Source organism: Paenarthrobacter sp. TE3676, assembly GCF_056279165.1.
Window position 1 is genome coordinate 178,542 of record NZ_JBWBQU010000006.1, and the last position, 26,538, is coordinate 205,079.

At 63.1% G+C, this 26,538-nt stretch carries 20 protein-coding genes; 12 read left to right on the plus strand and 8 right to left on the minus strand.

The window, feature by feature from the left end; all coding sequences use genetic code 11:
- Positions 1–41 precede the first annotated feature (41 nt).
- Positions 42–3,563, plus strand: coding sequence for a discoidin domain-containing protein (locus ACZ881_RS15550; protein WP_476116762.1), 3,522 nt, complete (start codon positions 42–44; stop codon positions 3,561–3,563).
- Positions 3,564–3,763: 200 nt separating this feature from the next.
- Complete coding sequence (locus ACZ881_RS15555) at positions 3,764–4,915, plus strand: Fic family protein (RefSeq protein ID WP_476116764.1); 1,152 nt, start codon at positions 3,764–3,766, stop codon at positions 4,913–4,915.
- Between the two features lie 4 nt (positions 4,916–4,919).
- Here ACZ881_RS15555 and ACZ881_RS15560 read toward each other — a convergent pair whose 3' ends face one another.
- From ACZ881_RS15560 to ACZ881_RS15575, 4 genes are all read right to left on the minus strand, one after another.
- Positions 4,920–5,720, minus strand: coding sequence for a GNAT family N-acetyltransferase (locus ACZ881_RS15560; protein ID WP_476116766.1), 801 nt, complete (start codon positions 5,718–5,720; stop codon positions 4,920–4,922).
- 82 nt (positions 5,721–5,802) lie between these two features.
- A complete protein-coding gene (locus ACZ881_RS15565; RefSeq protein WP_476116768.1) occupies positions 5,803–7,722 on the minus strand; it encodes a DUF2264 domain-containing protein in 1,920 nt (639 codons plus the stop codon).
- On the minus strand, positions 7,722–8,873 hold the full coding sequence (locus ACZ881_RS15570; RefSeq protein WP_476116770.1) for a LacI family DNA-binding transcriptional regulator: 1,152 nt from the start codon (positions 8,871–8,873) through the stop codon (positions 7,722–7,724). The genes ACZ881_RS15565 and ACZ881_RS15570 overlap by 1 nt, the downstream gene beginning before the upstream one ends.
- Entirely contained in the window at positions 8,870–10,837 is a 1,968-nt protein-coding gene (locus ACZ881_RS15575; protein WP_476116772.1) for a heparinase II/III family protein, read from the minus strand. The genes ACZ881_RS15570 and ACZ881_RS15575 overlap by 4 nt, the downstream gene beginning before the upstream one ends.
- 164 nt (positions 10,838–11,001) lie before the next feature.
- Between ACZ881_RS15575 and ACZ881_RS15580 the strand changes: the two genes are divergently transcribed.
- From ACZ881_RS15580 to ACZ881_RS15605, 6 genes are all read left to right on the plus strand, one after another.
- A complete protein-coding gene (locus ACZ881_RS15580; RefSeq protein WP_476116774.1) occupies positions 11,002–12,015 on the plus strand; it encodes a hydroxyacid dehydrogenase in 1,014 nt (337 codons plus the stop codon).
- Positions 12,016–12,094: 79 nt separating this feature from the next.
- Positions 12,095–13,375, plus strand: coding sequence for an ABC transporter substrate-binding protein (locus ACZ881_RS15585; protein ID WP_476116776.1), 1,281 nt, complete (start codon positions 12,095–12,097; stop codon positions 13,373–13,375).
- 137 nt (positions 13,376–13,512) lie between these two features.
- Complete coding sequence (locus ACZ881_RS15590) at positions 13,513–14,439, plus strand: carbohydrate ABC transporter permease (RefSeq protein WP_476116778.1); 927 nt, start codon at positions 13,513–13,515, stop codon at positions 14,437–14,439.
- On the plus strand, positions 14,439–15,380 hold the full coding sequence (locus tag ACZ881_RS15595) for a carbohydrate ABC transporter permease (protein ID WP_209759432.1): 942 nt from the start codon (positions 14,439–14,441) through the stop codon (positions 15,378–15,380). The genes ACZ881_RS15590 and ACZ881_RS15595 overlap by 1 nt, the downstream gene beginning before the upstream one ends.
- A 5-nt stretch (positions 15,381–15,385) precedes the next feature.
- A complete protein-coding gene (locus ACZ881_RS15600) occupies positions 15,386–16,084 on the plus strand; it encodes a hypothetical protein (protein WP_476116781.1) in 699 nt (232 codons plus the stop codon).
- Between the two features lie 18 nt (positions 16,085–16,102).
- Positions 16,103–17,854 (plus strand): glycoside hydrolase family 35 protein, encoded by a 1,752-nt coding sequence (locus ACZ881_RS15605; protein WP_476116783.1) that lies wholly within the window; start codon positions 16,103–16,105, stop codon positions 17,852–17,854.
- A gap of 215 nt (positions 17,855–18,069) precedes the next feature.
- Here ACZ881_RS15605 and ACZ881_RS15610 read toward each other — a convergent pair whose 3' ends face one another.
- The 3 genes from ACZ881_RS15610 to ACZ881_RS15620 form a co-directional block, all read right to left on the minus strand.
- Positions 18,070–18,411 carry a hypothetical protein gene (locus ACZ881_RS15610; protein ID WP_014922851.1) on the minus strand — a complete coding sequence of 114 codons (342 nt, stop codon included), beginning with the start codon at positions 18,409–18,411 and terminating at the stop codon, positions 18,070–18,072.
- An 89-nt stretch (positions 18,412–18,500) separates the two neighbouring features.
- Entirely contained in the window at positions 18,501–20,219 is a 1,719-nt protein-coding gene (locus tag ACZ881_RS15615) for an amidase (protein WP_476116785.1), read from the minus strand.
- Positions 20,219–21,277, minus strand: coding sequence for an agmatine deiminase family protein (locus ACZ881_RS15620; RefSeq protein ID WP_476116787.1), 1,059 nt, complete (start codon positions 21,275–21,277; stop codon positions 20,219–20,221). The genes ACZ881_RS15615 and ACZ881_RS15620 overlap by 1 nt, the downstream gene beginning before the upstream one ends.
- A gap of 83 nt (positions 21,278–21,360) precedes the next feature.
- Between ACZ881_RS15620 and ACZ881_RS15625 the strand changes: the two genes are divergently transcribed.
- Positions 21,361–21,996 carry a TetR/AcrR family transcriptional regulator gene (locus tag ACZ881_RS15625; protein ID WP_017200004.1) on the plus strand — a complete coding sequence of 212 codons (636 nt, stop codon included), beginning with the start codon at positions 21,361–21,363 and terminating at the stop codon, positions 21,994–21,996.
- A gap of 17 nt (positions 21,997–22,013) precedes the next feature.
- Here ACZ881_RS15625 and ACZ881_RS15630 read toward each other — a convergent pair whose 3' ends face one another.
- Positions 22,014–23,000, minus strand: a complete 987-nt coding sequence (locus ACZ881_RS15630) for a LacI family DNA-binding transcriptional regulator (RefSeq protein WP_017200005.1) — start codon at positions 22,998–23,000, stop codon at positions 22,014–22,016.
- Between the two features lie 163 nt (positions 23,001–23,163).
- On the opposite strand from ACZ881_RS15630, the gene ACZ881_RS15635 reads away from it, so the two are divergent.
- Genes ACZ881_RS15635 through ACZ881_RS15645 form a run of 3 tightly spaced genes read left to right on the plus strand, consistent with a single transcriptional unit; the run spans position 23,164 to position 26,482 of the window.
- A complete protein-coding gene (locus ACZ881_RS15635; protein ID WP_017200006.1) occupies positions 23,164–23,379 on the plus strand; it encodes a hypothetical protein in 216 nt (71 codons plus the stop codon).
- Positions 23,376–24,881 (plus strand): sodium:solute symporter family protein, encoded by a 1,506-nt coding sequence (locus ACZ881_RS15640; protein ID WP_178995912.1) that lies wholly within the window; start codon positions 23,376–23,378, stop codon positions 24,879–24,881. Before ACZ881_RS15635 ends, ACZ881_RS15640 begins: the two co-directional genes overlap by 4 nt.
- Positions 24,881–26,482, plus strand: a complete 1,602-nt coding sequence (locus ACZ881_RS15645; RefSeq protein ID WP_476116792.1) for an amidohydrolase — start codon at positions 24,881–24,883, stop codon at positions 26,480–26,482. Before ACZ881_RS15640 ends, ACZ881_RS15645 begins: the two co-directional genes overlap by 1 nt.
- Positions 26,483–26,538 lie beyond the last annotated feature (56 nt).

Genomic DNA, 26,538 nt, shown 5'->3' on the forward strand with positions numbered 1-26,538 from the left:
GCCGAGCACATCACCCCGAACCCCGACGATGAGGTCCACCCATGACGTTTACCGCTCGAAGAATCCGAAGGCCAGTGGCAGTCCTGGCGGCAGCCGTCACAGCCGCCGCCGGCCTGGCACTCATGCCCGCAGCCGCACCGCAAGCACACGCAGACAACGCAACTGCCGTCACTATCACTCCGAACCCGGCCAGCCGCAGCGAGGCCTTCGAGGGATGGGGCACCAGCCTGGTCTGGTTCGCGAATGCTACGGCGGGCTACTCCCCCGAATTGCGTGAGGAGCTGTACCAAAAGGTCTTCGGCGAGAACGGGCTCAACCTCAACATCGCCCGCTACAACGTGGGTGGCGGCAACGCGTCAGACGTCGCCGACTACCTGAATGACGGCAGCGCTGTGGAGGGATGGTGGAACCCGGTAGTCGAAGCGCAGCCCGGGCAACCGGCGTCGAACCTCTATAACCCCGACGGAACGGTGGACAAAACGCAGGCAAACAAACTCGCGTTCCTGAACCAGTGGGATCCGGACGACCCCGCGTCCTACAACCCCGACGCCGACCAGAACCAGCGCTGGTGGGTGGAGCGCCTGGCCGCGGACCAGCAGATCACCCACTGGGAAGCCTTCAGCAACTCCCCGCCCTGGTTCATGACCAAGAGCGGCTACGTTTCCGGTCAGGTCAACACCAACAAGGGCGAGAACCTCCTGCCTGAAGCCGAAGCCAAGTTCGCCGCCTACATGAGGAACGCCGTAGAGCTCCTCGAACAGGGAAGCGGCATCACAGTGGACACCATCGATCCGTTCAATGAACCGAACTCGGGCTACTGGGGTACGGACATCAACGCCGCCACTGGCAAGCCGCCCACCACGTACACGCAGAAGCAGGAAGGCGCGCTGATCTACCCGGCCGCCCAGGACCGCGTGACCAAGCTGCTGGCCGCGGAGCTCGAAAAGGGCACCACGGACGCCGTCATCTCCGCCATGGACGAGACCGATCCCAGCAAGTTCATGACCAACTGGAACGGCTACAGCCAGGAAGCCAAGGACGCGGTGGCGCAGCTCAACGTCCACACCTACGGCACCAATGACCGTCGCCGGGTCCGCGACCTGGCCAACTCCACGGACAAGCCCTTGTGGATGAGCGAGGTTGGCGGCTTCTGGACGGGCAACCCTGCGCTCGGCGACTCCACCAGTGGCTGGGACCGCTCCAACATCACCAACGGACTCGGCATCGCCGGCCGTATGGTCAATGATCTGCGCGAACTCGAGCCCGACGCCTGGGTGTTCTGGCAGCCCGTCGAGGACACCTACAAGCAGGAAAAGGCCGACAAAGGCTGGGGCTCCATCTACATTGACTTTGACTGCAACTACGAGGGCCGCGAAGGCTTCTCCAACCGTCGCATCAACGACGGCGCATCCCCGGACCAAGCCAAGTGCAGAGTCCTCACCAACCAGAAATACAACACGACGCGAAACTTCACGCACTACATCCGGCCCGGCGACTTCCTCATCCAGAACGACAACGCCAAGACCGCCAGCGCCCTCCGCGCCGACGGCAACGGTGCCACGCTGGTCCACTTCAATGACACCGCGACGCCGGAAAAGGTCACCATCGACCTCAGCCGCTTCGGCACAATCGCGCCCGGCGCCAAGGTCACACCGGTGGTCACCACCAAGTCGCCCCTGGATGACATCGAGAAGAACGCACTTGTGAAGGGCGCGCCGGTCGCCGTCGACGGCGCGGCTAAGTCCGCCACGCTGGAGGTTCCTGCCGCGTCTGTGGTGACGTTCGTCGTCGACGGCGTCAGCGGAGTTTCGGATGACGCCGCACCCGCTCAGGACGGCCACCGCTATCACCTCAGCGGTGAGGCGAGCGGCAAATACCTGACCGGGCGTGCAAACGGCACTGCGTCGATCGAAGAACTGGGTGCAGACGCCGCTGGTGTCGCTCCGCAGATGTGGACGTTCAATGCCGTGAATGCTGACGACGAGTTTGCGAACGATCGCCGTTGGGTTCTGACCAACACGGACGGCAAGGTTCTCACCGGCAACGGTGGCGTGCTGAACGGGAGCCAGAGCGGTGCGGCAACACTGGCTTCCCTGACGTTGGAGCAGGCAAAGGCATCTCCTTCTGCACAGTGGATAGTTACCACTGAGAATGGCAAGCAATGGTCCCTGGTCAACGCCGGTGCCGCGATTTCCCTGCAGGTTTCGGGTAACCAGACTGCGGCGGGCACGTCCGTGGCCTTGGCTTCCTCTACCGGAACCACGGCCACCGCTTCGGCCAGCCCGCACCAGGCATGGGCCTTTACAGACATTGCAGATCTGAAGCTTCTGGGAGTCTCGCCCGTTGAATTGAGCACGCTCACCGGTGTGGCACCTGCCCTGCCCGCCACCGTCACTCCGCTTTACGAGGCGGGTCCCGGAAAGCCGTTGGCCGTTACCTGGTCCGAGGTTGACCCTTCCGTCTGGCAGAAGGAGGGGAAGGTGACGCTCTACGGTTCAGGCGTTGACCCGTATGGGCAGTCTTTTGGTGACGCTCGCCTGACCGTGACCGTTGGCCAGTACGTAGCGACGGATCCGGCGTCTGTGACGGTGGGTGTTGGTTCCACACTGGCGTCGGTGCAGGCTGTTGCGCCGCGCTCCGTCCCCGGCCAAATCGGTGACGGCCCTGCGCGCAATCCTCTCCCCGTCACGTGGGACTGGGGTTCTCTCTCTGATTCCGCCCTGCAGTCCACCGGTTCAGTGACAGTGCCGGGTACAGCAGGGTCCCTGCCCGCGACTCTCACCGTCGTTGTAGTCGACCGGGTTCCGAGTAGCAACATCTGCAAGGACGACCCCTCCACCGTGGCGACGGCCAGCTACACCGAAGGCTCCTACATCGCGAAGAACAGCTGTGATGGCAACGCCTCCACGCGCTGGTCCAACTGGGTCAGTGGGGGCCGGGCCGGGGACAACCTGAGCTACGCCTTCAGCCGCGACTACACCGTTGATTCTGTGACGGTGACGTCCGCGGAGAAAGCCGCGCTGAGCCTCAAGGTCCAGTACCAGGATGCTTCAGGAGCATGGAAGGACACGTCTGCCGGAATCATCACGGGACTCTCGACGACGGCGCCCGTCACCGTACGTTTCGACCCCGTAACCACCCGAGGGATCCGGGTTTCGTTCGTAACCACGGCTTCGTACACGAAGATTGCAGAGGTGGCCATCGCCGGGTCACGCTTGGCTGATGCCGGACTGGCCGACCTTGGCAGGCTCCTTGTGAATCAGGCCTCTGTTGTCGGCTTCGCGCCCGGAACCACCGACTACCGGGTGTTGTCGACGTCGGCGACTCCCGCCGTCGTCGGCTACCCGCTGGACACGAACGCGAAGGTGAGCGTCCAGCAACCCACTGCTGAGAACCCGACGGCGGTAGTCACCGTGACAGCGCCTGACGGCACCACGAAGGAGTACCGCGTGACGGTTTCCACCGGCAAGGAGGCGTGCAAGAGCGATGGCTGGAAGACGAGCCCGTCGCCCGTGTTCACCAGCCAGGGGCAGTGCGTGAGCTACTTCACAGCAGGTAAGTAAGGAATTCTGAGACGGTGCGGCCCCTTGGGATTTGATCCTGAGGGGCCTTGCCGTGTTTTCACCGAAGTGGGATGAGTACGCGCAAATGAACAGCTTCATGACCTTTACTGTTATTTAGAGGCTAAAATAACAGTAAAGAACTCCTAACTAGGCTTTGGAGGCCCCCCTTGCCAGCTTGGCCAGCGCATGGAAACAAGGTAATGCCCTGGAAATCCTCAGGTCGTCCCCCACGGGAGGACCGCTTGTTCACCGAAGTCGAAGTTTCACTTCCACCCAAAATTGCCGGGCTTTGGTTCGAACCCGGCCGGGAAACGATGGTGGCACTCGAAGAGGCCGCTATTGCCGTCGCATCGTTGGACGTGTCGGCGGGTTCTCGCATGGCTGCCATCAGCGGATTTCTGCTGCGAAGCGAAGCGGTCTCCTCTTCAAAGATCGAGCATGTGGACGCCAATCGCAACGATTACGCCCGCGCCATGATCGGTCTGAAGGCTACCGATCAAGCGAGATCCATGGTCGCAGCAGCGGAAGCCGTGCAGAGCATGATCAGCGATGCAGGGGAAACTGGCGAGGTCCGTTTGGAGGCTCTGCTTAAGGCCCACAAGGCCCTGATGAAAAATGATCCATTGGACGGGCACACCGCTGGTTCATTCCGGGATGTGCAGAATTGGATCGGCGGAAGTGACTACTCACCTCGAGGAGCTATCCATGTTCCCCCTCCCCCGGCTCTGGTACCCGAACTCATGGACGACCTCATGGCGTTCTGTGCCCGGAAAGACGTCCCCATCATGGCGCAGGCGGCCATTGCCCATGCCCACTTCGAGTCCATCCACCCTTTTACCGACGGTAATGGCCGCATAGGACGTGCTCTGATCGGTTCAATTTCACGCCGTAGAAGACTGACCACGAACACGGTCACGCCCATAGCCTCTGCGATGGTAGCGGACGTGGAGACCTACTTTTCCTTACTCAACAATTACCGCAACGGTGACGTGGATCCATTCGTCCTCTATCTGGCAAAGTCAGCGATGCGTGCTTCGCAAGCCGCCAGTGAATCGGTCGTGGCTCTCGATGAGCTCCCAGCATTGTGGACCGACCTACTCCGCCCCAGAAAAAACTCTGCGGAAGCAAAGCTCATCCCATGGCTGCTGGAACAGCCCGTTTTCGAAGCGCACCGGGCAGCATACATCGCTGGTGTTGAGGAAACGTCCATATACAAAACCCTGAACCGAATGACTGAAGCCGGCGTACTGTCCTTGGTCTCGCAATCGCAGCGGAATCGCGCTTGGGCAGCGATGGAAGTCTTGGATGAGGTAGATCGTCTCAACCGGCGCCTGACCCTCAAAGCCGTCTGAGCTTTCAGCCGCGCACCCAGCGATACGGCGTCGTCGTCGAGACCTTGAGCAGCCCGGAGCGTTCCAGGATTGGGCGGGAGAATTCGGTGGAGTCGCTGTGAATGAGGGTCTTTCCCATCCCGAGTGCGGCCTGCGCACGGCGGGCCGTCAACGCACGGTAAATCCCGCGGCCACGCCATTCTTCCTTTGTGGCACCGCCCCAGATCCCGGCAAAGGTTGTGCCGGATACTGGCTCCAAGCGTCCCGCGCTGACAATCTCCCCGTCAGCTTCCGCGACCCACAATTGCATGCCGTCGCCCAGTGAGAGTCGGCGCAGCAGGGCATCGGCCATCTCATCCGAGACCGGCTCGCCAAAGACCTCGTCCTGCATGGCACTCATTGCCCGCACATCGGCTTCGTCCGTCACTTGGCGCAGGGTCACGCCGTCGGGAAGTGGCACAGCCGTGCTTAACGCCTTCGCTTCGCCGATCATGATTGATTCGGGGTCGTCCTGGGTGAAGCCGTTTTGGAGCAACGCTTCGTGCAGACCCGGTGCATGGTCATGCCCGCGGGATTTCCATTCGACCCTGGTGATGTCAGGTTCAGCACGGAAGTAGGCCACGGCTTCGGCAACGAGCCTTCTGACGGTGTTCGCGTCCGCATCGCCCAGATCCTGGTACGTGACAAAGCCGCGACCCTTCATGAAGGTCACCAAACGCAGGGGTCCGTGCTGGGTGACCTTGACGGCGCTGGGGGTCTCGGCGTCGGTGCGGAGGTCCTGGTCATACGCCGCGAGGAGGCGTGCTCGATCATCGGTTTGGCTCATCCCGCGAGCCTACTGCAGGGGCGGGCTCGCCCGATTCGATGGCTCGCTTCGCGCCATGCCGTGCGCACCGTCTAACCCGCAGCTACGCGTCGAAATGGGCACCCCACAGCTGGGCCAGGCGGGAGAGAGCTACCGAGGTGCCATCCGAGAACACGAACCGACCATCCCCCTCGCCTTCCCCGGCAACAAACGTGACACCCTCATTTGGCGAAGCACCTCCCTGTCCGGCGAGAATCACGACGGCGGCATAGTCGCCGTCGTGCGCGGTGCCCGAGGTGCCCACCCATGGAATGGTGAGTTCCGAACCCATGGGGTGGGCGCCCGAGCGGGCTGACGTCCCGGACGCATCCAACGGCGAGCCGAAACCTGACACTGGCAGCACAGAGCTCATCACCGGAGACACAGCATCCACAGGCCACCCGCCTAGCCGCAGCGCAGCACCCGAGCCCTCGGAAGCACCGGATACCCGCACCAGCCGAAGCTCCACCGCTCCCCGCGTCACCGAGATCACGGTGACCGACGGCCCGGGCGTCGCAACACCGGCAACCCCGCTGCCGTGATCGGGGCCGGCGTCGGGATCTGGTTCAATCCAGTGGGCAGTGAACCGGGAAGCCCCCACTTGGAAGCCGCCCTCGGAGAACGAACCCAGGTACTCAAACCCCGTCCGGTGCGTCAGCCGGCCGGAGGAATCAACGAATGCCACAGCGTTGTCCACGGAGTCCGGGGTGAGATCAGGGAACGTGTGGGTGGAGTATCCGATCCGCGCATACAACGGCGAGTCAGCCACCACGGCACCAACAACAGCGTGATCCGTCGCGTGGTTCCGGATCCGGACAACACCGTCGGATACAGAACCATCGACCTGCCACCCCGGAGCCGTGATCAGCCGCTGGGTGTCAGCAACCTCAACTGGCAGCGGAGCTTCAACCGACGTCCACACACGGTGGTCCGCAGGTAACGCCAACCCGAGCATCCCCTTTGCAGCCCAGTAGGGCGACCCTGCGCCGGAGTAGGCCTGCTTCATCCCAGCGAATTCGCCGTGCCAGCCGATGGACAGGAGGCCGTCGTCAGTGATCGAGCCATGGCGCGCGAAGTAGTCGAGCATCCCGGACGCTGCCCGGCGCGCCATGCCCGGCGCCAAACGCGTGTGCCCGGATAACTCTCCCACCCAGAAGGGCGCGGCGGCCGCGAACCGGTAGATCAAACTCCGGCCTTGGATAAGCGGAGCTCCGTTCGCACCAACGAGGTAGGCGGCGTCGTCCAGGAAGTCAGCCAGCCGGTCGCCGTCAAGCGTTTTGCGGGCGGCAACGCGCGGATCGTTGGGCGCCATGAGAGCCCAGAGCTGCGGATAAACCTGGAACGCCCAGCCGACGTAGTGGTCGTAGGCACGCTCGGGACCGTCCGCGAACCAGCCACCGCCACGGTACAGCGAGTCGTGGATGGCGAGTCCGGCGTCGATGTCCTCGTCGGAATAACGGCCGCCAACAGAGGCCAGGAATGTCTCCACCACAATCTGGAACCACACCCAGTTGATGGGCGGATACTCCTCACCGATCACGGTCTCAAACCACGCGATGAGCTGCTCCTGTACGCGTTCCGGCAGCTTGTCCCACAGCACGTCGCGGGTGAGGGCCAGGCCAACAGCCAACGACGCCGCCTCAACCTTCGCCTGCCCCAGCTCACCTGGCGTCGGCCACCGGTCGGGGTTGGCCGGGTTGGTTCCGGCGTCGAGTCCGGCCGCATACCATTCGGCGATCCATCCGGTGTCGGTGGGGTCGCCGGCGATCCGGAACGAGGCCAGCAGGAACGTCCGGGCGAAGGCTTCCAGCGAATCACTCCGCGGGCCGTATCGGCTGTTGGCTCCGGGCAGGTGAATGTTGGCGTGGTCCCCAGTCCCGAAATGATGGGCTGAGCGCAGGAGGTGATCCGCGTAGGCGCACCAGTGCTCGCGGGTCAGGCCGGTGAAAGGGGAAAGCTTGTGGTCCAAGGGAGGCAAGTGCATCAGAGCGAGTCCTCCAGCAGAACTCCGGCAAGCCCTCGCGGCGCACCCAGCGATGAATCCCGCACGATCAGCTCAGGGTTCAGGTCAATACGGTGCACAGGGCGCATCCTTCCTTCGGCCAGCCGGGCAGCCATCAGCTGCACCGCCACTTTGCCAACGTAGCTCTTGGGAGGCCGAACCGCGGAGATCGCAGGCTCAGCCAGGTAGGCAACTTCGTCGTCGTAACCAACGATCGCCATGCTCCCGGGAACGTCCACGCCGCGGTCCACACAGTGCTGCACGAACGCCACGGCCTGGGTATCGGAGTGCACCAACATGGCGGTGGTGCCCGAAGAGCGGCAGAGCTCCAGTACGTGGTCAAAGTGCTGGGCGCGGTCGCCGTTGTCCAGCTTGGCCGAATCCTCGTGGATGGATTTATCCAGCGGAATCTTCAATGCGGTCAACGCTTGCTTCCAACCCCGGACCACGTGAGGACTGGTGGGACTCGTGGAATCGGTGAGGCAGCCGATCATCCGGTGGCCCTCCTGCCACAGGTGCCGCACGGCCATGCCGGCACCAAACGAGTGATCCGTCGCGACCCACTCGAGACGATGCGCAGGAATCTCCGACGGAGCACGCCGCTCGGCAAGGATCACCGGAATGGGCAGCGCGTTGAGCCAGCGGAGCAACTCCTTCCCGTGCTCCCCGCCCATATCGGGCGCCACAATCAGCCCATCGATGTTCTGCGTGTCCAAGAGGGCCTGGACCTGGCGGCGGTTATCGGCTGCGTCATAGGCCGAGCCGCGCACAAGAATCCGCAGGTTCTGAGCTTCGGCTTCGCCGCGGGCCCCGGAGATCACCTGGGGCCAGTAATAATCCAGCGACGGAACCACCATGCCGATTGAATAGCTGTGCGCCGATGGCCGACCCACCGCCGCCGAACGGTCCAGCGGGCTGGGCAGCGTCGCGCCGCCGTGCACGCGGGACACAAGGCCTTCGTCGGCGAGCGTGTTCACGTCGCGCCTGATGGTCAGTTCACTGACGCCAAGCTTCGCGGCGATGTCGCGCACGGTGATGGCGCCATGCGCACGCAACTCCTCCATGAGCCGTTCACGTCTTTGCAGCGAAAACAGGGATTTTCCGCCCACTTCGGGGGTCTGTTCGGAACTCAAGATGTTGCCTCCACTGTGAGGGTAAATGCGCCGGAAGCGCGGTTTTCGGCGGGCATGCGGAATCGTAGCCGGGTCAGCTTTTCGCCCCAGATATCGCTGAGGAGCGGATCGTCCAGAAGCCATTCGTCCACCAGTACGACGGCGGTGGCAGGCCTCCAGCGGAGATGCAGGCCCACGGGGCTGCTGACTGTCGGAATTCCGACAGAGGTGATGGTCACCGTCGCGTCTGTACCGACGCAGACGGTGCCGGCCACGAGATAGGTGATGTCGACGTCGTCCGTTCCCTCAGGCGGGTTCACTGGCAGGTTCCAGCGGTCATCAATCACCACATTGGCCAGTTCGCGGTTCATGAGCGACGTCCGAATCCACTGCTCAGCGTGGTCCAGGCCGTATGCTGCACCGAGTCCGAGAGCGAGTGTCGGCTCCTCAGGGGTGGGTTCCTGGAGAACCGATGCCGCAAACGAAGGCCCGGTCCCCTGCTCCAGCCCGAACGGCGCAGGGACACTGTGCCATGCGCTCTGCATTGCCCGGATCTTGTAGCGATCCGGTCCGAACGTTTGCGCGGTGTACGTGGGCTGGCCCGCGTCCACCAGCAGGGGAACGCCGTCCACGGCGACCACCACCGAACCGACGTCGCGGTGGTTGTGGTGTTCGCCGTTGTGGCCGCCTTTGGCCGCAAGGGTGAGCCCGTCGGAAGTACCAGGAGTTTGCCGCGCCACCATGATCTGGACCGACGGCAGGTACGTCCCCCAACTTGGTCGCAGTTCAGGCCGTTCCGGGCGCTGAGAACGACGTGAACTGCTACCTAGTTGGGTGAGGGGGGAGAGTTGGGTGAGGACGCGGCCAAGGCCGGCCGCGGCGTTGGGTTCGGGTTCGACGGCGGCAAAGGCGGCGGCGTGCTGGGCAGCTTCGAAATCACCCAGCCGGACAGCCCAGCGTTGCAACATGCCCCACGGCAGCCCGTCATGGGCGCGGGCCGGCCCGTCGGCGACGTTCAGGAACCACCGGTGACCCAGGTGCATGCGGTGCGGGAACGCGACCAGCGCGCGGATCACCGGCAGGTCCGGGTCCAACACACCGCCGCTGGCTTCCTCCAACAAAGCGAGGCCTTCCAGCGCACGGCCGGCACCGTTCCACCAGTAGGCGAAGCCTTCGTCGATGGCACCGTCGGCCGGAATGGAGGCGAGGAAGCGGTCGAGTCCCTCAATGCAGCGTGCAATAACCGCTGCCTGCAACTCAGGATCATCCACCAGCAGCAGTGCCGCCACGATGATGTTCGCGTGGATCCATGGATTCCAGTTGTGCACGTCCCCGTGCAACCCAAGCCAATGCCAGTCGAGCCGGTCCAGGAACGGGCGGATCACCCGCTCGTTCGTCTCAAGCCTGATTCGCCGTCGCAGCCCAGGAGCCCGATCGTGAAGGACTGCACCCAGCACATGGTCCAGCCACGCGAGCTGCGCCGCCACCTCTCCTGCGCCGAGATCGAGGTACGGCCGTGTCCGGTCCGGGACCACATCACCGGTGCGGGTGAATACATCGTCATGCGCTGCCCAGCTCCACGAGCTTTGCTCACACAGCAGGTAGGCGCCGTCGATCACTTCGTCGAGCCACCCTGCAGCAGCCGAAGGACCAGTCACAGTAGCCATCACGACGGCGCGAGTCAGTCGCTGCTGTCGGCTGGCCACCAGTCCCTCGTAGGCCGTGCGGTTGCCGTCGCGGAAGTAGCGAGCGTAGTGCGAGACCAACGGTTGGGGCCAGGGGCTCCCTTTCTCGGCGTCCGCCCGGGCGCGCAGTTCCAGAAGGGGACGGTCAGCAGCGAGCTGCCACCCGGCGTCGGACGCTGGACGAACGGTGAGGCGCTCACGGGCGCCACGGAGTGAATCCATCAAGGACGAGGCATCGGCGCTGGAGCCCCAAGCGGTGAGTAGGGGTGGCGCTTCAACGGCGGCGGTGCCGGTAGCCATAGGAATTCTTCTCTCATTTGTTCGAGTCTGAATGTTTCAGATCAACCTCGATTGAGTTGAATGAACTGTCTTGTTTATGAGTATGTACTGATTATTAGATGTGATGCAACACATAAATCACGGTCGAACAGACCACCGATAAATTCGAAGGGAGGATCCCCTCAATGTCGCTCAAGCCCCAGGCACTGCTGGTCATGAATAGCGGAACCTTTGCTGACCAGTTCGATTCCACACGACTGGAGCGGCTGGCAGGGATGGTCGATCTCGGTGACCAGCCATGGACGGATTCCTTGGACGCCCCCGAGCTGACGGCGCGTCTGGAAGAGGTGGAAATTCTCCTCACAAGCTGGGGAGTTCCACAGCTCAACGCTGAGCGTCTGGAGCGTATGCCCAAGCTTCGGGCAGTTTTCCACTGTGCAGGAACGGTGCGCAGCTTTGTCAGTGAAGAGCTCTGGGATCGCGGCATCACCGTTACCAACGGAGCCGATGCCAACGCCATCCCGGTAGCAGAATTCACCTTCGCTTCCATCGTCCTGGCGGGCAAGAAGGCGCACGTCCTGGCCAACGACGCCCGGACTTTCCGCACCGACTGGGGCTACATCGGTGACCGCGGCGAACTGGGCAACATCGGCCGCGTCATCGGCGTCATCGGCTTCTCCCGCATCGGCCGGCGGGTGGTCCAGCTGGTCCAGCAACTCCAGGACGTCACCTGCTTAGTGAGTGACCCCTATGCCGATCCTCTTGAAGTCGCGGCCGCAGGCGGGAAATTGGTCACTCTCGAAGAGCTCCTGCCGATGTCCGATGTGGTCACCATCCACGCACCGGCCCTGCCGGAGACCCGCAACATGATCAGCACCGCTGAGCTGCAGTCCATGAAGGACCACGCGACGCTTATCAACACCGCCCGCGGTTCACTGGTTGATACCGAGGCCCTCGAAAAAGAGTGTGCCACCGGACGGATCACCGCACTATTGGACGTTACGGAACCCGAGCCGCTGCCCGCGGGATCCACCCTGTACGACCTCCCCAACGTGATCATCACCCCGCACATCGCTGGTTCGCTCGGGACTGAAACCCGGCGGATGTCCGATGCCGCACTTGATGACCTTGAACGGTACCTCGCCGGCAAGGACCTCCTTGCCCAAGTAGTCCACGAGGATCTTGGGCTCAGCGCCTAGGTCCCCCAACGAACACCCCTGCACTAATCCAAAGCCGCACCTACGGCAAACTTGAAACCCAGTACTAAAGGAGAACGCAATGAAGCGCACAACCCTCGCCGCAATCGCCCTTGCGGTGACTGCAGGGCTCGGACTCACCGGCTGTGCCGGCGCTGCCGGTCCCGCCGAACCCCAGGCAGCCGAAGGCAAGACCCGGCTGACCGTCTCGGTGTGGAACTACGAGGGCACCCCGGAGTTCAAGGCCCTGTTTGACGGATACGAGGCCGCCAATCCAAACGTGGACATTGAACCCGTGGACATCCTGGCTGATGACTATCCCCAGAAGGTCACCACCATGCTTGCCGGTGGCGACACCACTGACGTCCTCACCATGAAGAACGTCATTGACTACTCCCGCTACGCCAACAACGGCCAGCTCCAGGAGATCAACAGCGTGGTGGACAAAGTGGGCAAGGACAACCTCGCCGGACTGAACGCGTTCGACATCGATGGCAAGTACTTCGCGACTCCCTACCGGCAGGACTTCTGGCTTCTGTACTACAACAAGGACCTGTTCAAGGCTGCAGGCATCGAGGAGCCCAAGGACCTGACGTGGGAAAAGTACTCGGAGATCGCCAAGAAGCTCTCCACTGAGGCCGGCGGCAAGAAGACTTACGGAACCTACCACCACATTTGGCGTTCAGTGGTCCAGGCCATCGCGGCGGCACAGAACGGCGCTGACCAGAACAGCGGCGACTACGGCTTCATGGAGGACCAGTACAACACCGCGCTGGACCTGCAGAAGTCCGGGGCAACCTTGGACTTCGGCACTGCAAAGAGCCAGAAGACCAGTTACCGCACCATGTTCGAGACAGGCCAGGCAGCCATGATGCCCATGGGCACCTGGTACACCGCCGGCATCCTGCAGGCCAAGAAGGACGGCAAGACCACCGTCAACTGGGGTTTGGCCCCCATGCCGCAGAAGAACGACGACGGCAAGGTCACCACGTTCGGTTCGCCCACGGCCTTCGCCGTGAACAAGAACGCAAGCAACTCCGATGAAGCCAAGAAGTTCATCGAATGGGCAGCCGGAGAAGAAGGCGCAAAGGCCATCTCCAAAATCGGCGTAGTCCCCGCACTCCAGAACGACTCCATCACCGCTGAATACTTCAAGCTGGAGGGCATGCCCACCGACGAGCTGTCCAAGAAGGCCTTCACACCGGACACCACCGAACTGGAGATGCCCGTCACCGACAAGTCTGCAGCCACGGACAAGATCCTCAACCAGGAGCACGACCTCATCATGGTGGGCGAGCGCTCAGTCAACGATGGCATCGCCGAGATGGGCAAGCGCGTCACGAGCGAAGTGCTGGGCAAGTAAGGCAATTGGCAAGTAATCCTGCCCGCCAAGCAACTCTCCCCGGTTCCGGTGCTGTGCCCCAACGCAGCACCGGAACCCGGACCTGAACTCTCCGGATCCTGAAATGGAGGAACGCCCCCGCCCCGGGAGCGGTCATCATGACTACAGAAACAATCACCCAGGCACCTGCCCCCGTGCAGGGCCGCGGCAACAGGAAGCAAGCCAGGCGTAATACGCTGATCGGCTGGACGTTCATCCTTCCGAACTTCCTGGGCTTCCTGGCCTTCACCCTCATTCCAGTCGTGGCCGCTTTCGCGCTCTCCTTCATGGAATGGACCTCTTTCAGCGCTCCAAAATGGATTGGCCTGGCCAACTTCGAGCGCATGTTCGCGTCCGACTCCTTCTGGATCGCCCTGCGAAACACCGTTGTTTACGCCTTGGGCCATGTGCCGCTCACCATGGCCCTCGCGCTGCTCCTGGCCATGCTGTTGAACCGGAAACTCAAGGGCATCGGCTTCTTCCGGGTAGCGATCTTCTTCCCGTACATCACCTCGCTGGTGGCTGTCGCGGTGGTTTGGAATATGCTGTTCAGCCCGGACAGCGGCCCCATCAACCAGTTCCTCGGCGCTATCGGCATCGCCAACCCTCCCGGCTGGACCTCCAGCTCGGACTGGGCCATGCCCGCGGTGATCATCACCAGCGTGTGGCGCGACATGGGCTACTACATGGTCCTCTACTTGGCCGGTCTGCAGGCAATTCCCACCGAGTTGTACGAAGCTGCGGAAGTGGACGGCGCCAGCGCTTGGCAGCGTTTCTGGAACGTCACCATTCCCTCCCTGCGACCCACCACGTTCTTTGTGGTGGTCATGCTGACGGTTTCCAGCTTCAAGGTGTTCGACCTCATTGTGGTCATGACTAACGGTGGCCCCGGCCGCTCCACCACAGTGCTGTCCCAGCTGATCTACCAGGAGGGCATCGGCGAAGGTAAGTTCGGGTACTCCTCGGCCATTTCGCTGGTCCTGTTCATCATCGTGCTGACGGTTACCGTCCTGCAGTTCAAGATCCAACAGCGGAGGGAACGCTGATGACCAACATGGCCGAAGACCTCAAAGCCACCCATGTGACGGACGCAGCCCCGCTCCCCAACGGCGCACCTACTGCGGAAGACCGTCGTCGTACTGACCGCAAGCGCTCCCCGCGCGAGCAGAAGAAGCGGACCGCCAACATCGTGATCTATGGTGTGCTGGTCGTCCTGGTGGTGGCGCTCATGGTGCCGTTCATCTGGATGCTTTCCTCGTCGCTGAAGGAGAACAACCAGGTCCTCACTGTCCCCATCCAGTGGATTCCGCAGGAGTTTGTGTGGAGTAACTACACTGACATCTGGACCCGAATCCCCATGATGGGCTATCTGCAGAACTCTCTGTATCTCGCAGTGATCATCACATGCCTGCAGGTCCTCACCGGCTCGCTGGCCGCCTACGGCTTCTCCAAGGTCCGCTTCCCGGGCCGCGATGTCCTCTTTCTGGCTTACATCGGCACCATCGCAGTTCCGTGGCAGGCCTATATGGTGCCGCAGTACATCATGATGCAGAACCTGGGGCTCACCAACAGCTTCAACGCCCTGATCCTGCTGCAGGCATTCGGCGCGTTCGGTGTGTTCCTGATGCGCCAGTACTACATGACCATTCCGGACGAGCTCTGCGAAGCCGCTCGCATTGACGGCCTCAGCGAGTACGGGATTTGGGCCCGCGTGATCCTTCCCCTGTCCAAGCCCGCCCTCGCCAGCCTGGCGCTGCTCACCTTCGTGAACACGTGGAACGACTACATGGGTCCGTTCATCTACCTCACGTCCAACCGCCTCTGGACTGTCCAGTTGGGCCTGCGCTCCTTCGTGGGGCAGTTCGACGCCGAGTACGCCATGATCATGACCGGCTCGGTGATCTCCGTGATCCCGATCCTCATCATCTTCCTCATCGGCCAGCGTTACTTCATCCAGGGCATCGCGACGAGCGGGATGAAAGGATGAGTATTGTGAGCGCTAAACCGCGGCGGTGGGCCGGGCCAGGATTCGAGACCTTCGGGAGCATTTTCGGGTTCATTTACACCTTCCTGGCCGGGAACGTCCTGCTCGCAGCGGCCAACGCTCCCCTGGTCCTCAGCCTTTCGCTGGTGGCCGACCCCGCCGCCGCCTGGCCGTTCTTCCTGGCGCTCTCGGTCACCATTGCGCCGTCCCTCGCCGGTATCTTCGCTGCTTTCAAGGCATTGAACGACGACGGCGGTGCGGTCAAGCCGGTTGCCGCTTTCCTTCGGGGATACAAGCGCAGCTTCGCGAAAGCCGCACTGCCCGGCGTGGGTGCCGTGGCCATGCTGCTGTTCCTCGGCGTGGATCTGGCCGTAATCCAGAACAACGCCGAGGCCATTCCCGGCGCCGCACTTCTGGTGCCGCTCATCGTCGTAGCAGCCGCCGTGACGGTGAGCCTTACGGTGACGGCGACTGCCGGCGTCGTGCTTCTGCCCGAGTCGAAGCTGAAGAGCATCCTCAAGGCCGCGCTGTATTTGGCGATCCAGCGCTGGTACCTGAGCCTGGCCATGCTGATCCTGCTGGGAATCATCGTTTCGGCCGTCGTGCTGCAGCCGGTCCTGGGCATAGCGCTGGCGCCGGCACCGCTGCTCTTCGTGATCTGGAGCAACGCTTCGTACGCTTTCCACGCCGTCCTCCGTTCCGCGTAGACCCTATTAGGACCATTCTTGGATACCTTCGAAATCGGCGATCAGGACTTCCTCCTGAATGGTCGGCCTTTCCGCGTCCTCTCCGGAGCCATCCATTACTTCCGGGTGCACCCCGATCTGTGGGCGGACAGGATCCACAAGGCGCGGCTCATGGGATTGAACACCATCGAGACATACGTACCGTGGAACGAGCACTCACCCACGCCCGGTGCCTTTATTGCCGACGGCGGGCTGGATCTTGGGCGTTTCCTGGACCTGGTGGAGGCCGAGGGCATGAAGGCGATTGTCCGTCCGGGTCCGTATATCTGCGCTGAATGGGACAACGGAGGGCTGCCGGCGTGGCTGTTCACAGACCCCACCGTGGGCGTACGCAGCAGCGAACCCGGCTACTTGGCGGCCGTCTCTTCCTACATGGAAGACGTGCTGGATTTGGTTGTGCCGCGGCAGATTTCGCAGGGCGGCCCAGTGATCATGTTCCAGATCGAGAACGAATACGGCGCCTACGGGAAAGACAAGGAGTACCTGCAGCACCTGGTTGACCTGTCCAAGCGCTTGGGTGTGGACGTTCCGCTGTTTACGTGCGATCAGCCCTTCGGGACCATGATCGAGGATGGCTCGCTGCCCGAACTGCACAAGACTGGAACTTTCGGATCGCGTGCTGATGAGCGGCTCGCGTTCCTCCGAGAGCGGCAGCCCACCGGTCCGCTGATGTGCGCCGAATTCTGGAACGGCTGGTTCGATAACTGGGGAACTCATCATCACACCACCGACGCCGCTGCTTCCGCCGCCGAACTGGATGCGCTCCTGACAGCCGGGGCTTCGGTGAACATCTATATGTTCCACGGCGGAACCAACTTCGGGTTCACCAACGGGGCTAACGACAAAGGCATCTACGAACCCACCATCACGTCGTACGACTACGACGCCCCGCTGTCCGAAGAAGGGCATCCGACGGCCAAGTACTTCGCGTTCCGGGACGTCATGGCCAAGCATTTCCCGGTTCCGGAAGAGGTGCCGGCCGGGCGGGCTCCTGCGCCGGCTTCTTCGCTTGTGGTCGCTGAATACGTGTCCTTGCTCGATGTTCCGGTTGCCAGGCAGCTGGTTTCCGGGTGCGTTCCGCCCGTGGAAGTGACCGGACAGTACCAAGGCTTCTACCTGTATGAGGTCTCGCTGGCCAGTGGCGGAGTCCTGTCCTTCTCCGAGGTGCGGGACCGGGCACAGTTCTTCCTGGACGGTGTGCCAGTGGGAGTGATGAGCCGGGAGCTGGGCGAGCGCTCTGTTGTCATCCCCGCTAGTGGCCGTCTGCAGGTCCTCTTGGAGGACCAGGGCCGGGTGAACTACGGGCAAAGGATCGGGGAGGCGAAGGGGCTGATCGGGCCTGCATTGCTGAACGGCGTGGAAATTGTTGATTGGGAAGTCGGCGGTGTCGACCTCGGTTCACTGGAGGTCTTCAAGGGTGCTGCGCTGCAGTTTCCGGTTGGCGGCCCAGCTGCGGGCGCGCCAGGTCCTTCGGTGTCCTTCGCGACCTTCGAAGCCGACGGCCCCGGCGACCGCTTCCTCCGCCTCGACGGCTGGACCAAGGGCAACGCGTTCATCAACGGGTTCAATCTGGGCCGCTACTGGAGCCGCGGGCCGCAGCGCACGCTATATGTTCCGGGTCCGCTGGTCCGCGAGGGTGCCAATGAGCTCGCCATCCTGGAACTCCACGGAAGCGCGACGCGCGAGGTGAGCTTCGCCGTCGGGCCTGACCTTGGCCCCGACGAAAAGTAACCCTCCCGCACATCCCAAGCCCTTCCCGCCCACCCTCTCTCCCTTTCTTCAGAAGAGTGATAGACGGTTGGCACCAAAGGGACGGGAGGTGAGAGAGGGTTCCGTTTTTGGGGCGGGAAAGTGATAGAGGGTTGGGCACGCAGAAGGTGACCGGTTATCCAACCGGTCCCCTTCTGTGTGTTCAGCACGTCTGTGTGTTCAGCGCGCGGGCGTCATTAGCCGCGGCAGAGCTCGCCGAACTTGGCGCCGGCTTCCTGGAAGGCCGACGTGAGCTCGCCCATCTTTGCTTCGTTCGGTTCTTCCTTCGCCTGCTCATCCAGATACTCAAGGATGGCTGTGACTACAGGCTTCATCTCGGTGGACGCCACCGGTTCGATGGGCCTGATGGCGTTGGCTGCGCGGTTCGAAGCCGTCTGGCTCGGGTTCTGCGGAATACTGGCTGCGGCGACGCCAACGCGGTCACAGGTTTCCGCGGTGGTCAGCTGCTGCTGAGCGGAACAGGCGGATGCCGAGGCAATAAGCCCGGCAGCGATCAGGACAGTGGTGAGTTTCTTCATGATTCCCTCAGTGGTCGACGTCCCTTTGATTGTAATCAGAGCCGACGCCCCATCACGCATTGGGTTCCTTAGGGCCGCCGTCGAATCCGCTACAGCGAAGGCGTACGGGGTGGCGTGGTCCGCCGCGAACCCGTGGCTTCGAAGGCTGCGGCGATCGTCAGCAGTGCTGTGTCATCGTACGCGCGGCCGGCGAAGGTGAGGCCCACGGGCATGCCAATATCCGCCATGGTTCCCATCGGTACGGTAACGGTGGGGATGCCCAGGTGCCTGGGAACGAGGTTGCCGTTGGCCACCCACACGCCGTTGCGCCAGCCCAGGTCTGCGGAGGCAGGGTTGACGTCCATGTCGGCAGGACCCACATCCGCAGCCGCCGGGAACAGGACCGCGTCCAGTCCGAGCCCGTCCATCCACTCCTCGAGGTCAATGCGGCGGGTCTCCTCCAGGCCGCGCACTCCGCCTTCCAGCTCGGGGATCTCGGTGAAGTTGGATACGCCGTATTCGCGGACATGCCGGGGATAAGCGGAGATGTGGTCGTCGAATCCGGTGTAGCGGTCTGCCAGGGCGCCCTTCGGGTGCGGGAAGATCGCAGCGCCGTCCACATCGGCAAGCCTGTTGAGGGCGGGATCACCGTTGGCGCGCAGGAAGTCGTCCCATGCCCAGGCCGAAAGGTCCTCGATTTCACGTTTGAGGTACTCGGTGCTGACCAAGCCGCGAGTGGCAATGGTAGGCGCGCCCGATCGGTCGCCTTCGTAATTTGAGACCACGGGGAAGTCCACCAGCACTACTTCAGCGCCAGCGGACTCAAGGTCCCGCTTGGCGGCTTCCCACAGGTCAATCACGGAAGCCCGCGTCTCGATGCGCTGCCCGGTGGGGCCACCGATGCCCGGCTGCTCGCTGGTCCCGGCGTCCGGGTCTGCGTTGATATACATGCGCGGCACCCCGAAGCGCTTGCCCCGCAATGCCAGCTGCCCGCCGTCGGCGTCTTCCACGGCAAGCGTCAGGTAGGACTCCGGGCGGACCTCGGACGATTTCGGGAGCTGAACCCACGGCTGCGCGCGCCAAAAATCACCGCGCGTCTCAGCGTCATCGGCAACAATGACATCCAGCAGTTCCAGCATGTCCGCCATGGTGCGCGTGTGCGGTACTACGACGTCCATGGTGGGTACCAGCGGCCAGTTGCCGCGCACCGAGATGACGCCGCGCGAGGGCGTGTAGGCGCAAAGAGCATTGTTCGACGCCGGTGCGCGGCCACTCGACCAGGTCTCCTCACCCAGGCCGAAGGCCGCGAAGCTGGCCGCCGTCGCGGTTCCGGAACCGTTGGAGGAGCCGGAACCGAAGGCTGCCGTCAGGTACTCAGCGTTGTACGGGCTTTCAGCACGTCCGTACACACCGCGCTGCATTCCGCCATTGGCCATCGGCGGCATGTTGGTCAGGCCGAGCAGCACCGCTCCGGCGTCGCGGAGTCGTTCAATGGTGAAGGCATCGCTCTGCGCTACCAAGTGCTCAAAGGCCGGCGAACCTGCAGCTGCCGTAAGCCCCTTGGCCAAGTAGCTGTCCTTGGCTGTGTAGGGGATCCCGTCCAGCGGCCCCCGCACCGCGCCCTTCGCCCGTCGTTCATCTGAGGCCCGGGCGTCCGCCAAAGCATCGGGGTTCATGACCACCAAGGCGTTGAGTTTGATGCCGTTGCGATCGTAGGCATCGATACGGTCAAGGTATGCCTGGGTGAGTTCCTCGCTGGTCACCTCGCCCGATTCGAGCGCAGCGCGCAACTGCGCGATGGACGCTTCTACGACGTCGAACCGAGCCATTACGCTGCACCTCCAGCGCGTTGTGCTCCACTGAGGCGCGGCTGCTGCTGGGTGATGCAGTGGATGCCGCCACCGCGGGCCAGGATCGGCCGGGCGTCCACGGTGACCACGCGGCGGCCGGGGTAGGCTTCGGCCAGGATCTCGGCCGCGAGGGAATCGGCACGTTCTTCACCGTAGCCACAGGCGATGACGCCACCATTGACCACCAGGTGGTTGACGTAGCTCCAGTCCACAAAGCCGTCTTCGTCGCGCAACGTTTCCGGCGCAGGCAGCGGCACAATCTCGAACGGCTTGTCCGCTGCATCCGTCTGGGTTTCCAGGAATGCCTGGAGCGTGCGGCTGACCTCGTAGTCCGGGTGCTCCGGGTTGGTCTGGGAATGCAGCAGGATACGGCCGGGGGCGGGCAGGGTGGCCACCATGTCGATGTGGCCGCGCGTGCCCAGGTCCTCGTAGTCGCGGGTCAGTCCGCGGGGTACCCAAATGACCTTGGTGGCTCCGATGGTGCGGGCCAGTTCGGCTTCGACTGCCGCTTTGTCGGTATAGGGATTCCGGCCCGGATCCAGCTGCACGGTTTCGGTGACCAGCACGGTTCCTTCGCCGTCCACGTGGATGGCGCCACCTTCGTTGACCAGCAGCGAGCTGACCAGCTCGGCGCCCGCCTTCCCGGCGACGAAGCGGGCCATTCCGGCGCTCTTCTGCCACTCGGACCACGCCGGAGCACCCCAGCCGTTGAAGATCCAGTCCACGGCGCCAAGCACGCCGGGACGTTCGTCGTCGAGGACGAAGGTGGGTCCGACGTCGCGCATCCAGAACTCGTCCAACGGTGCCTCGATCTGTTCGATGCCGCCGCCCAGCATGCGGGCGGCGCGCTGGCGCTCGCTCGGGTCCACCACCATGGTGACAGGTTCGAATTCGGCTACCGCATGGGCGACGGCGGTCCAGGCCGAGTAGGCCTCTTCGGCGGACGCAGCGTCGTCGCCAAGCGTCAGGCCGGTGCGGGGGAACGCCATCCAAGTGCGCTCATGCGGTGCGGTTTCGGCCGGCATTCTCCAAGCCATGGGTGACTCCTTCGTCTTCAGTGCAAATCTCTTGTTGATCACACGATCAACAATGCTGAAAAGGTAATCTAGACTGGTCCTTGATGTCAAGCACTCCACAGAAGCGCGCAGTCCGGAAGTCACCGGCAGAGCGCGCCGCAGAAATCACAGAGGCCGCCCGCGAGATCGCACTCGAGGCCGGGCTTACAGCCCTGACGCTGCGCAATGTTGCCGCCCGGGTAGGAGTCGCTTCAGGCCTGGTGGCGCACTACCAACCCAACATGGACGCGCTCGTGTCCAGCACTTTCGCCACCATCGTGGCTGCGGAAACACAGGAAGTCGCAGGCTTGCTGAGCCTGCAACCGGGACCGTCGGAACGACTCGCCCTCTTGGTGGACACCCTTTTGAACAACAGCAGGCTGGACGTCACGGCAATCTGGGTGGAGGCCTGGACCTTGGGACGCCGCAACGAAACCCTGGCCGCCTCGGTCCGCGAGCAAATGGATGCTTGGCAGAAGGTCTTCCAGGGAGTGGTCGAGGACGGGAACGCGACCGGAGCGTTCAACGTTTCGGATGCCGCGGCCGTCGCCTGGCAGATTCTCGGCATGGTGGATGGCCTGAACGCCCAAGCCTTGGTCCGCTGGGACGGCGTCAACGATCGCGGCACGCACCTTGCCCGCGCCGTCGAGGGAATGGTGGGCGCCGCCCCAGGTTCCGTCGTTGCCAAACCCCGCTTGTAGGCGACACTGAGCGCGACTCAGCTCGCCAAGTGCACGCTCGCGCCTTCGAACCAACGGTGCACGGGCGGAGCGTCAGGCTCCTGGATGATGGCGTCCAGCAATTCCGTGGCCGCTTTGCCGTAAGCACGCGGCGCCAAGTCAATGGAACTGATCAGCGGATTGCCGGTTTCCAGGGCGGCTGCGCCGGCGAAAGAGACGACATCCAGGTCTTTGCCAAGAGCGAAGCCCCGGCTTTCCAAGACGATCTGGCTCTGCGCAGCCTGACCCTGCGCGCCACAGACCAGCGCATCCGCCCCGCCGATATCCACGGCTTGAGTGATGGCGGCGATCAGGTCCCGTGGACTGGCATTGGCCGCAACCTCATGCACCCGCGGCTCCAAACTATTCCGAAGACACCATTCCATGTAGTTCCGGCGGGTATCGACAGCCCATGATGATCCAATGGCATCGTCGATGGCCAGCAGCGCAGGGCGCCGCCGCCCGCGGGCAAGGAGATGGTCCAGCACTTGGGTCTGCAGTTCGGCGTGGTGGGCCTCAAGCGTTCCTTGGACCCGCTCCTCGCCAGGACCGTTGTAGCGGCCAACACTTACCGTCGGGATGCCGTTGGCCAGGAGGGCCGCCACCAGAGGCTCACCCGGGGCGGGGTCGATGGCAATCACTCCGTCCACTTGGAAGGCCATCCGTGGCGTTAGTCCACGCGCGAAAAGCGTGACATCGTAGTCCGCGGCAGCTGCGCCCTCGGTGACTCCGAAAGCGAAGTCCATATAAAACGCCAGGCTGCGGGCGACCGGTGGTATGTGGAGCCCGATGGCGCCGATCCGGTTCACGCGCAGGCTGCGTGCGGCGCGGTTGGTGACGTAGCCAAGGCGGTCAGCGGCTTCCTGAATGAGCTCGCGCTTCTCATCGGAGATACGGCCGGAGCCACTCAAAGCGCTAGAGACGGTGGTCTTGGACAGGCCGAGTTCGCGCGCGATGTCCATGATTGTTGCCCGGGTTCTCACCATGACCTCATCCTAGGCGGCAGTCCGGTGATGGCGCTTCCCGGATCTTGGGGAACCTCTTGACATTGCTGTTGTGACGTCCCACACTTTTATTTGCGGGAACGTTCCCGCAAATATCTCCTTCGCTTACATCCGGCCAACGACGCCCGGAGGAATGGATCCCCAAATGTCCCAAGCTGTCCTGACTTCGGACCGCCGAAGCCACGTCCGCAGGACGATCTTCGCGATCGATATCCTGCTCCTGCTCGCCCCACCCGTGCACTGGTTGTTCAGCGACGGCCAATCCACCATCTGGTATTTCCTCGTAGCCAACGCCTTGGTGACCCTGTCCCTCTTTGGCCTGTGGATGACACGGGATACCGATGAGGAGGAAACGCGATGAACATGCTGATTGGTTACGGAGCCATCCTCCTGTTCACCGTGCTGGTGGTGGTTGTCATGAGCCGCGGCCGGCGCGTGGACAAATCCATGAGCGAATACGCCACCGGCGGCCGCTCATTCAATTCCTGGTTCGGCACCATGGCGTTCCTCAACACCTGGCTGGCCGGCACCATGTTCATTTCCTTCGCCGGCCTGACTGCCAGTGCCGGCGCTATCGGCTTCTACTCCCTGTCCTACTCACTGCTCAGCGTGGTGCTGATGTTCTTCCTTGGCACGCCTGTGAACAAATGGGGCCGCATCCACGATCTCCGAACCCAGGCAGACCTGCTCGGCCTGAGGTACAACTCCCGCTCGGTCCGGGTCATCGCAGCCCTCATCGGCGTCCTGGCCTCAATTCCATGGGTTGTCCTGGGCATGCAGTCCCTGGGCCTTGTCTTCTCCACTCTCTCCTTCGGGCAGGTCTCCCCCTACGTCGCAGTGGTGATCGGTGTGCTTTTCATCGCCGCACGCCAGATCTGGACCGTGAAGCTTGGCACCCGCGGACTCATCATCAGCGACATGGTTCAAGGGATTTTTGCCTACGGCGTCGGCTTCCTGGTGATCCTCGGGCTCTTGGTGTGGCTCATCACCAACGGCCATGGTTTCAACGAGGTTTCACCCAGCCTGCTCCAACTGCCCGGTCCCGGCAGCGCGGCGGGCCCGTTCTACCTGTTCTCCCTGATCTTCACGGGAATGATGGGCGCCTGGTGCTGGCCCGACCTCTTTGTTCGCATGTTCAGCGTCAAGACCCCCAAAACGGTACAGAAGTCCGCCGTCCAGGCAGCACCGATCATGTTCCTGTTCTCCGCCGCGCTTACCACGGTGTGCCTGCTGGCCACCAGCATCCCGGGTGTTTCCGACGCCCCCGATACCGTGTGGTTCATCTTGGCCGGAATCGGTGGAGCAGGCATGGTTGCCATCGCTGGCGTGTGTGTTGTGGCCGCCACCATGGGCAACGTTGGAGCCAACTTGCAGGCCGTAGGCACCCAGTTGGCCAACGACGTGATCGGCGTTCGCAAACAAGAGCGCATTGAATCCGCAAAGGGCGCAAAGATCGCTGTCGCCGCCATCACGCTTATCTCCGCTGGTGCTGCTCTGCTGATGGCGAACCAAGTCTCCGGGCTGATCGTGGTCGCTTTCGTGTCCTACCAGGCCATCTGTCAGCTAGCCCCTACCCTCCTGCTCGGAATCTTCTGGCGACGGGGTACAGCTGCAGCCGCCAACTCCGCAATGGTTTCGGGAATCCTGGTGGCCGCGGTACTGGAACTCATGTATCCGAGCCCGCTGTCCATTCCGTGGCTTGGCGGACTGACGTCCGGGGTAGCTGGGTTGATCGTCAACCTTGCCGTCTACCTTGCGGTCTCACTCGCCAAACCTGCCCCTGCCGCAGAACAAGACCGCGTTGACGCGCTCTTCGAAGGGCTGAAGAAGAAGGAACCCGTAAGCCAAGGAGCACTGACGTGATGGCCGCGGACACCATTGTCCTGGCACGCCGGATCCACACCCTGGACCCGAACGCGCCCGCCGCCACCGCCCTTGCCATCAAAGACGGCCGGATTGCCGCCGTCGGTTCCTTCCCGGACCTGGAGCCGTACCGGGGACCCAACACCACCGTGCTCGACTACGGCGACGCGACGATCGTCCCGGGCTTGAACGACAGCCACACTCATGTTGTTTTTGGACTGGATCTGGCCCGTGGCGTGCAGTTGACGGACCTGGGTCCCCTTGAGGAAGTGCAACGGATCATCGCGGACGCAGCCGCCGCCGCCAAACAAGGCGAATGGGTCAACGGTTGGGGCCTGGATCCGAACCTCTTCACGGATATCGGCTTCAACGGCCGGCTCTTCGACGACGCCACGGGCCCGGTGCCAATGTTTCTGCGTATGCGGGACGGCCACTCCGCCATTGTCAACACAGCGGCCTTGGCCGCCGCCGGAATCACGGGTCCGGTCGACTTTCCGGACGAGTCACTGATAGACGTCGACGACGACGACTCGCCCACCGGGTACCTCGTCGAGTTCAGCGCCATGGAGCTGGTGACGAGAGTGATCCCGCAGGAAGCCTTCGAGGTCCGGGCCGAAAGGCTCCGTACCCTGCTGACCGGAATGGCCGCCGTCGGAATCGCTTCCACTCACGTGATGGATTTCGCTGAGGGTTCTGCCGAATTGGCCACCCACTTGGAGACTCACGGTGAGCTTCCGCTTCGGCTGCGCTTCTCCCCCATGGTCAATGCCGGCGCATCGCTGCACGAGCTCGAAGAAGTGGCTGCGATGCAGGGCATGGGCGGAAGACGGTGGCGGGTGGAAGGGGTCAAGTTCTTCATCGATGGCACCATCGACAACGGTTCGGCCTGGCTGGAACAGCCGGACGTGTATGGCGAGAACCATGAATCGGTGTGGACCGACCCCGAGGACTTCCAGAAGGCGCTGAGGTTCTTTGTGGAGCGCGGAATTCCCACAGCCACCCATGCCATTGGCGACCAGGGCGTTCGGTATGTTCTCGAAGCGCTTGAGGCATCCGGCGATGCGCGGCATTTCGCCGCGCACAGGATCGAGCACATAGAAACCATCCCTGACGATCTGGTGAACCGCTTTGCCCAACTCGGAGTGGCCGCGAGCATGCAACCCATCCACGGGACCCACCACACCCGCGCGGACCGGAGCGACAATTGGTCCGTTCGGTTGGGGCCCGAAAGGGCGGCCCGCGGATGGCGGTGCCGCGACCTCCGCGACGCCGGAGTCACGGTGGCGCTCGGCTCCGACTGGCCCATCACCCCGTACGACCCCAGGGCCATGATGGCAGATTCCATTCTGCGCCGGCCGGTGGAAACGCCCGGCGCTGCACCCGTACAGCCCGAGCAGGCCCTCACGGCGCTCATGGCCCTCGAGGGTTACACCACCCATGCTGCCGCTGCAGCAGGCTTAGGCGCGACATCGGGAACAATCAGTGTGGGCAAGCTCGCCGACCTCACCGTATTCGAGGGGGATCCCTTGCGGATTACCCCGGAGGAGCTTGCCGGAACCTCAGTGCTGACCACCTTCGTAGGCGGCGTTCCAACGCATTAGTTTGCCAGGGCAGGGCGCAGCGGCCGGTAGTCGAGGTCACAGTCCCCTGCCCTAGG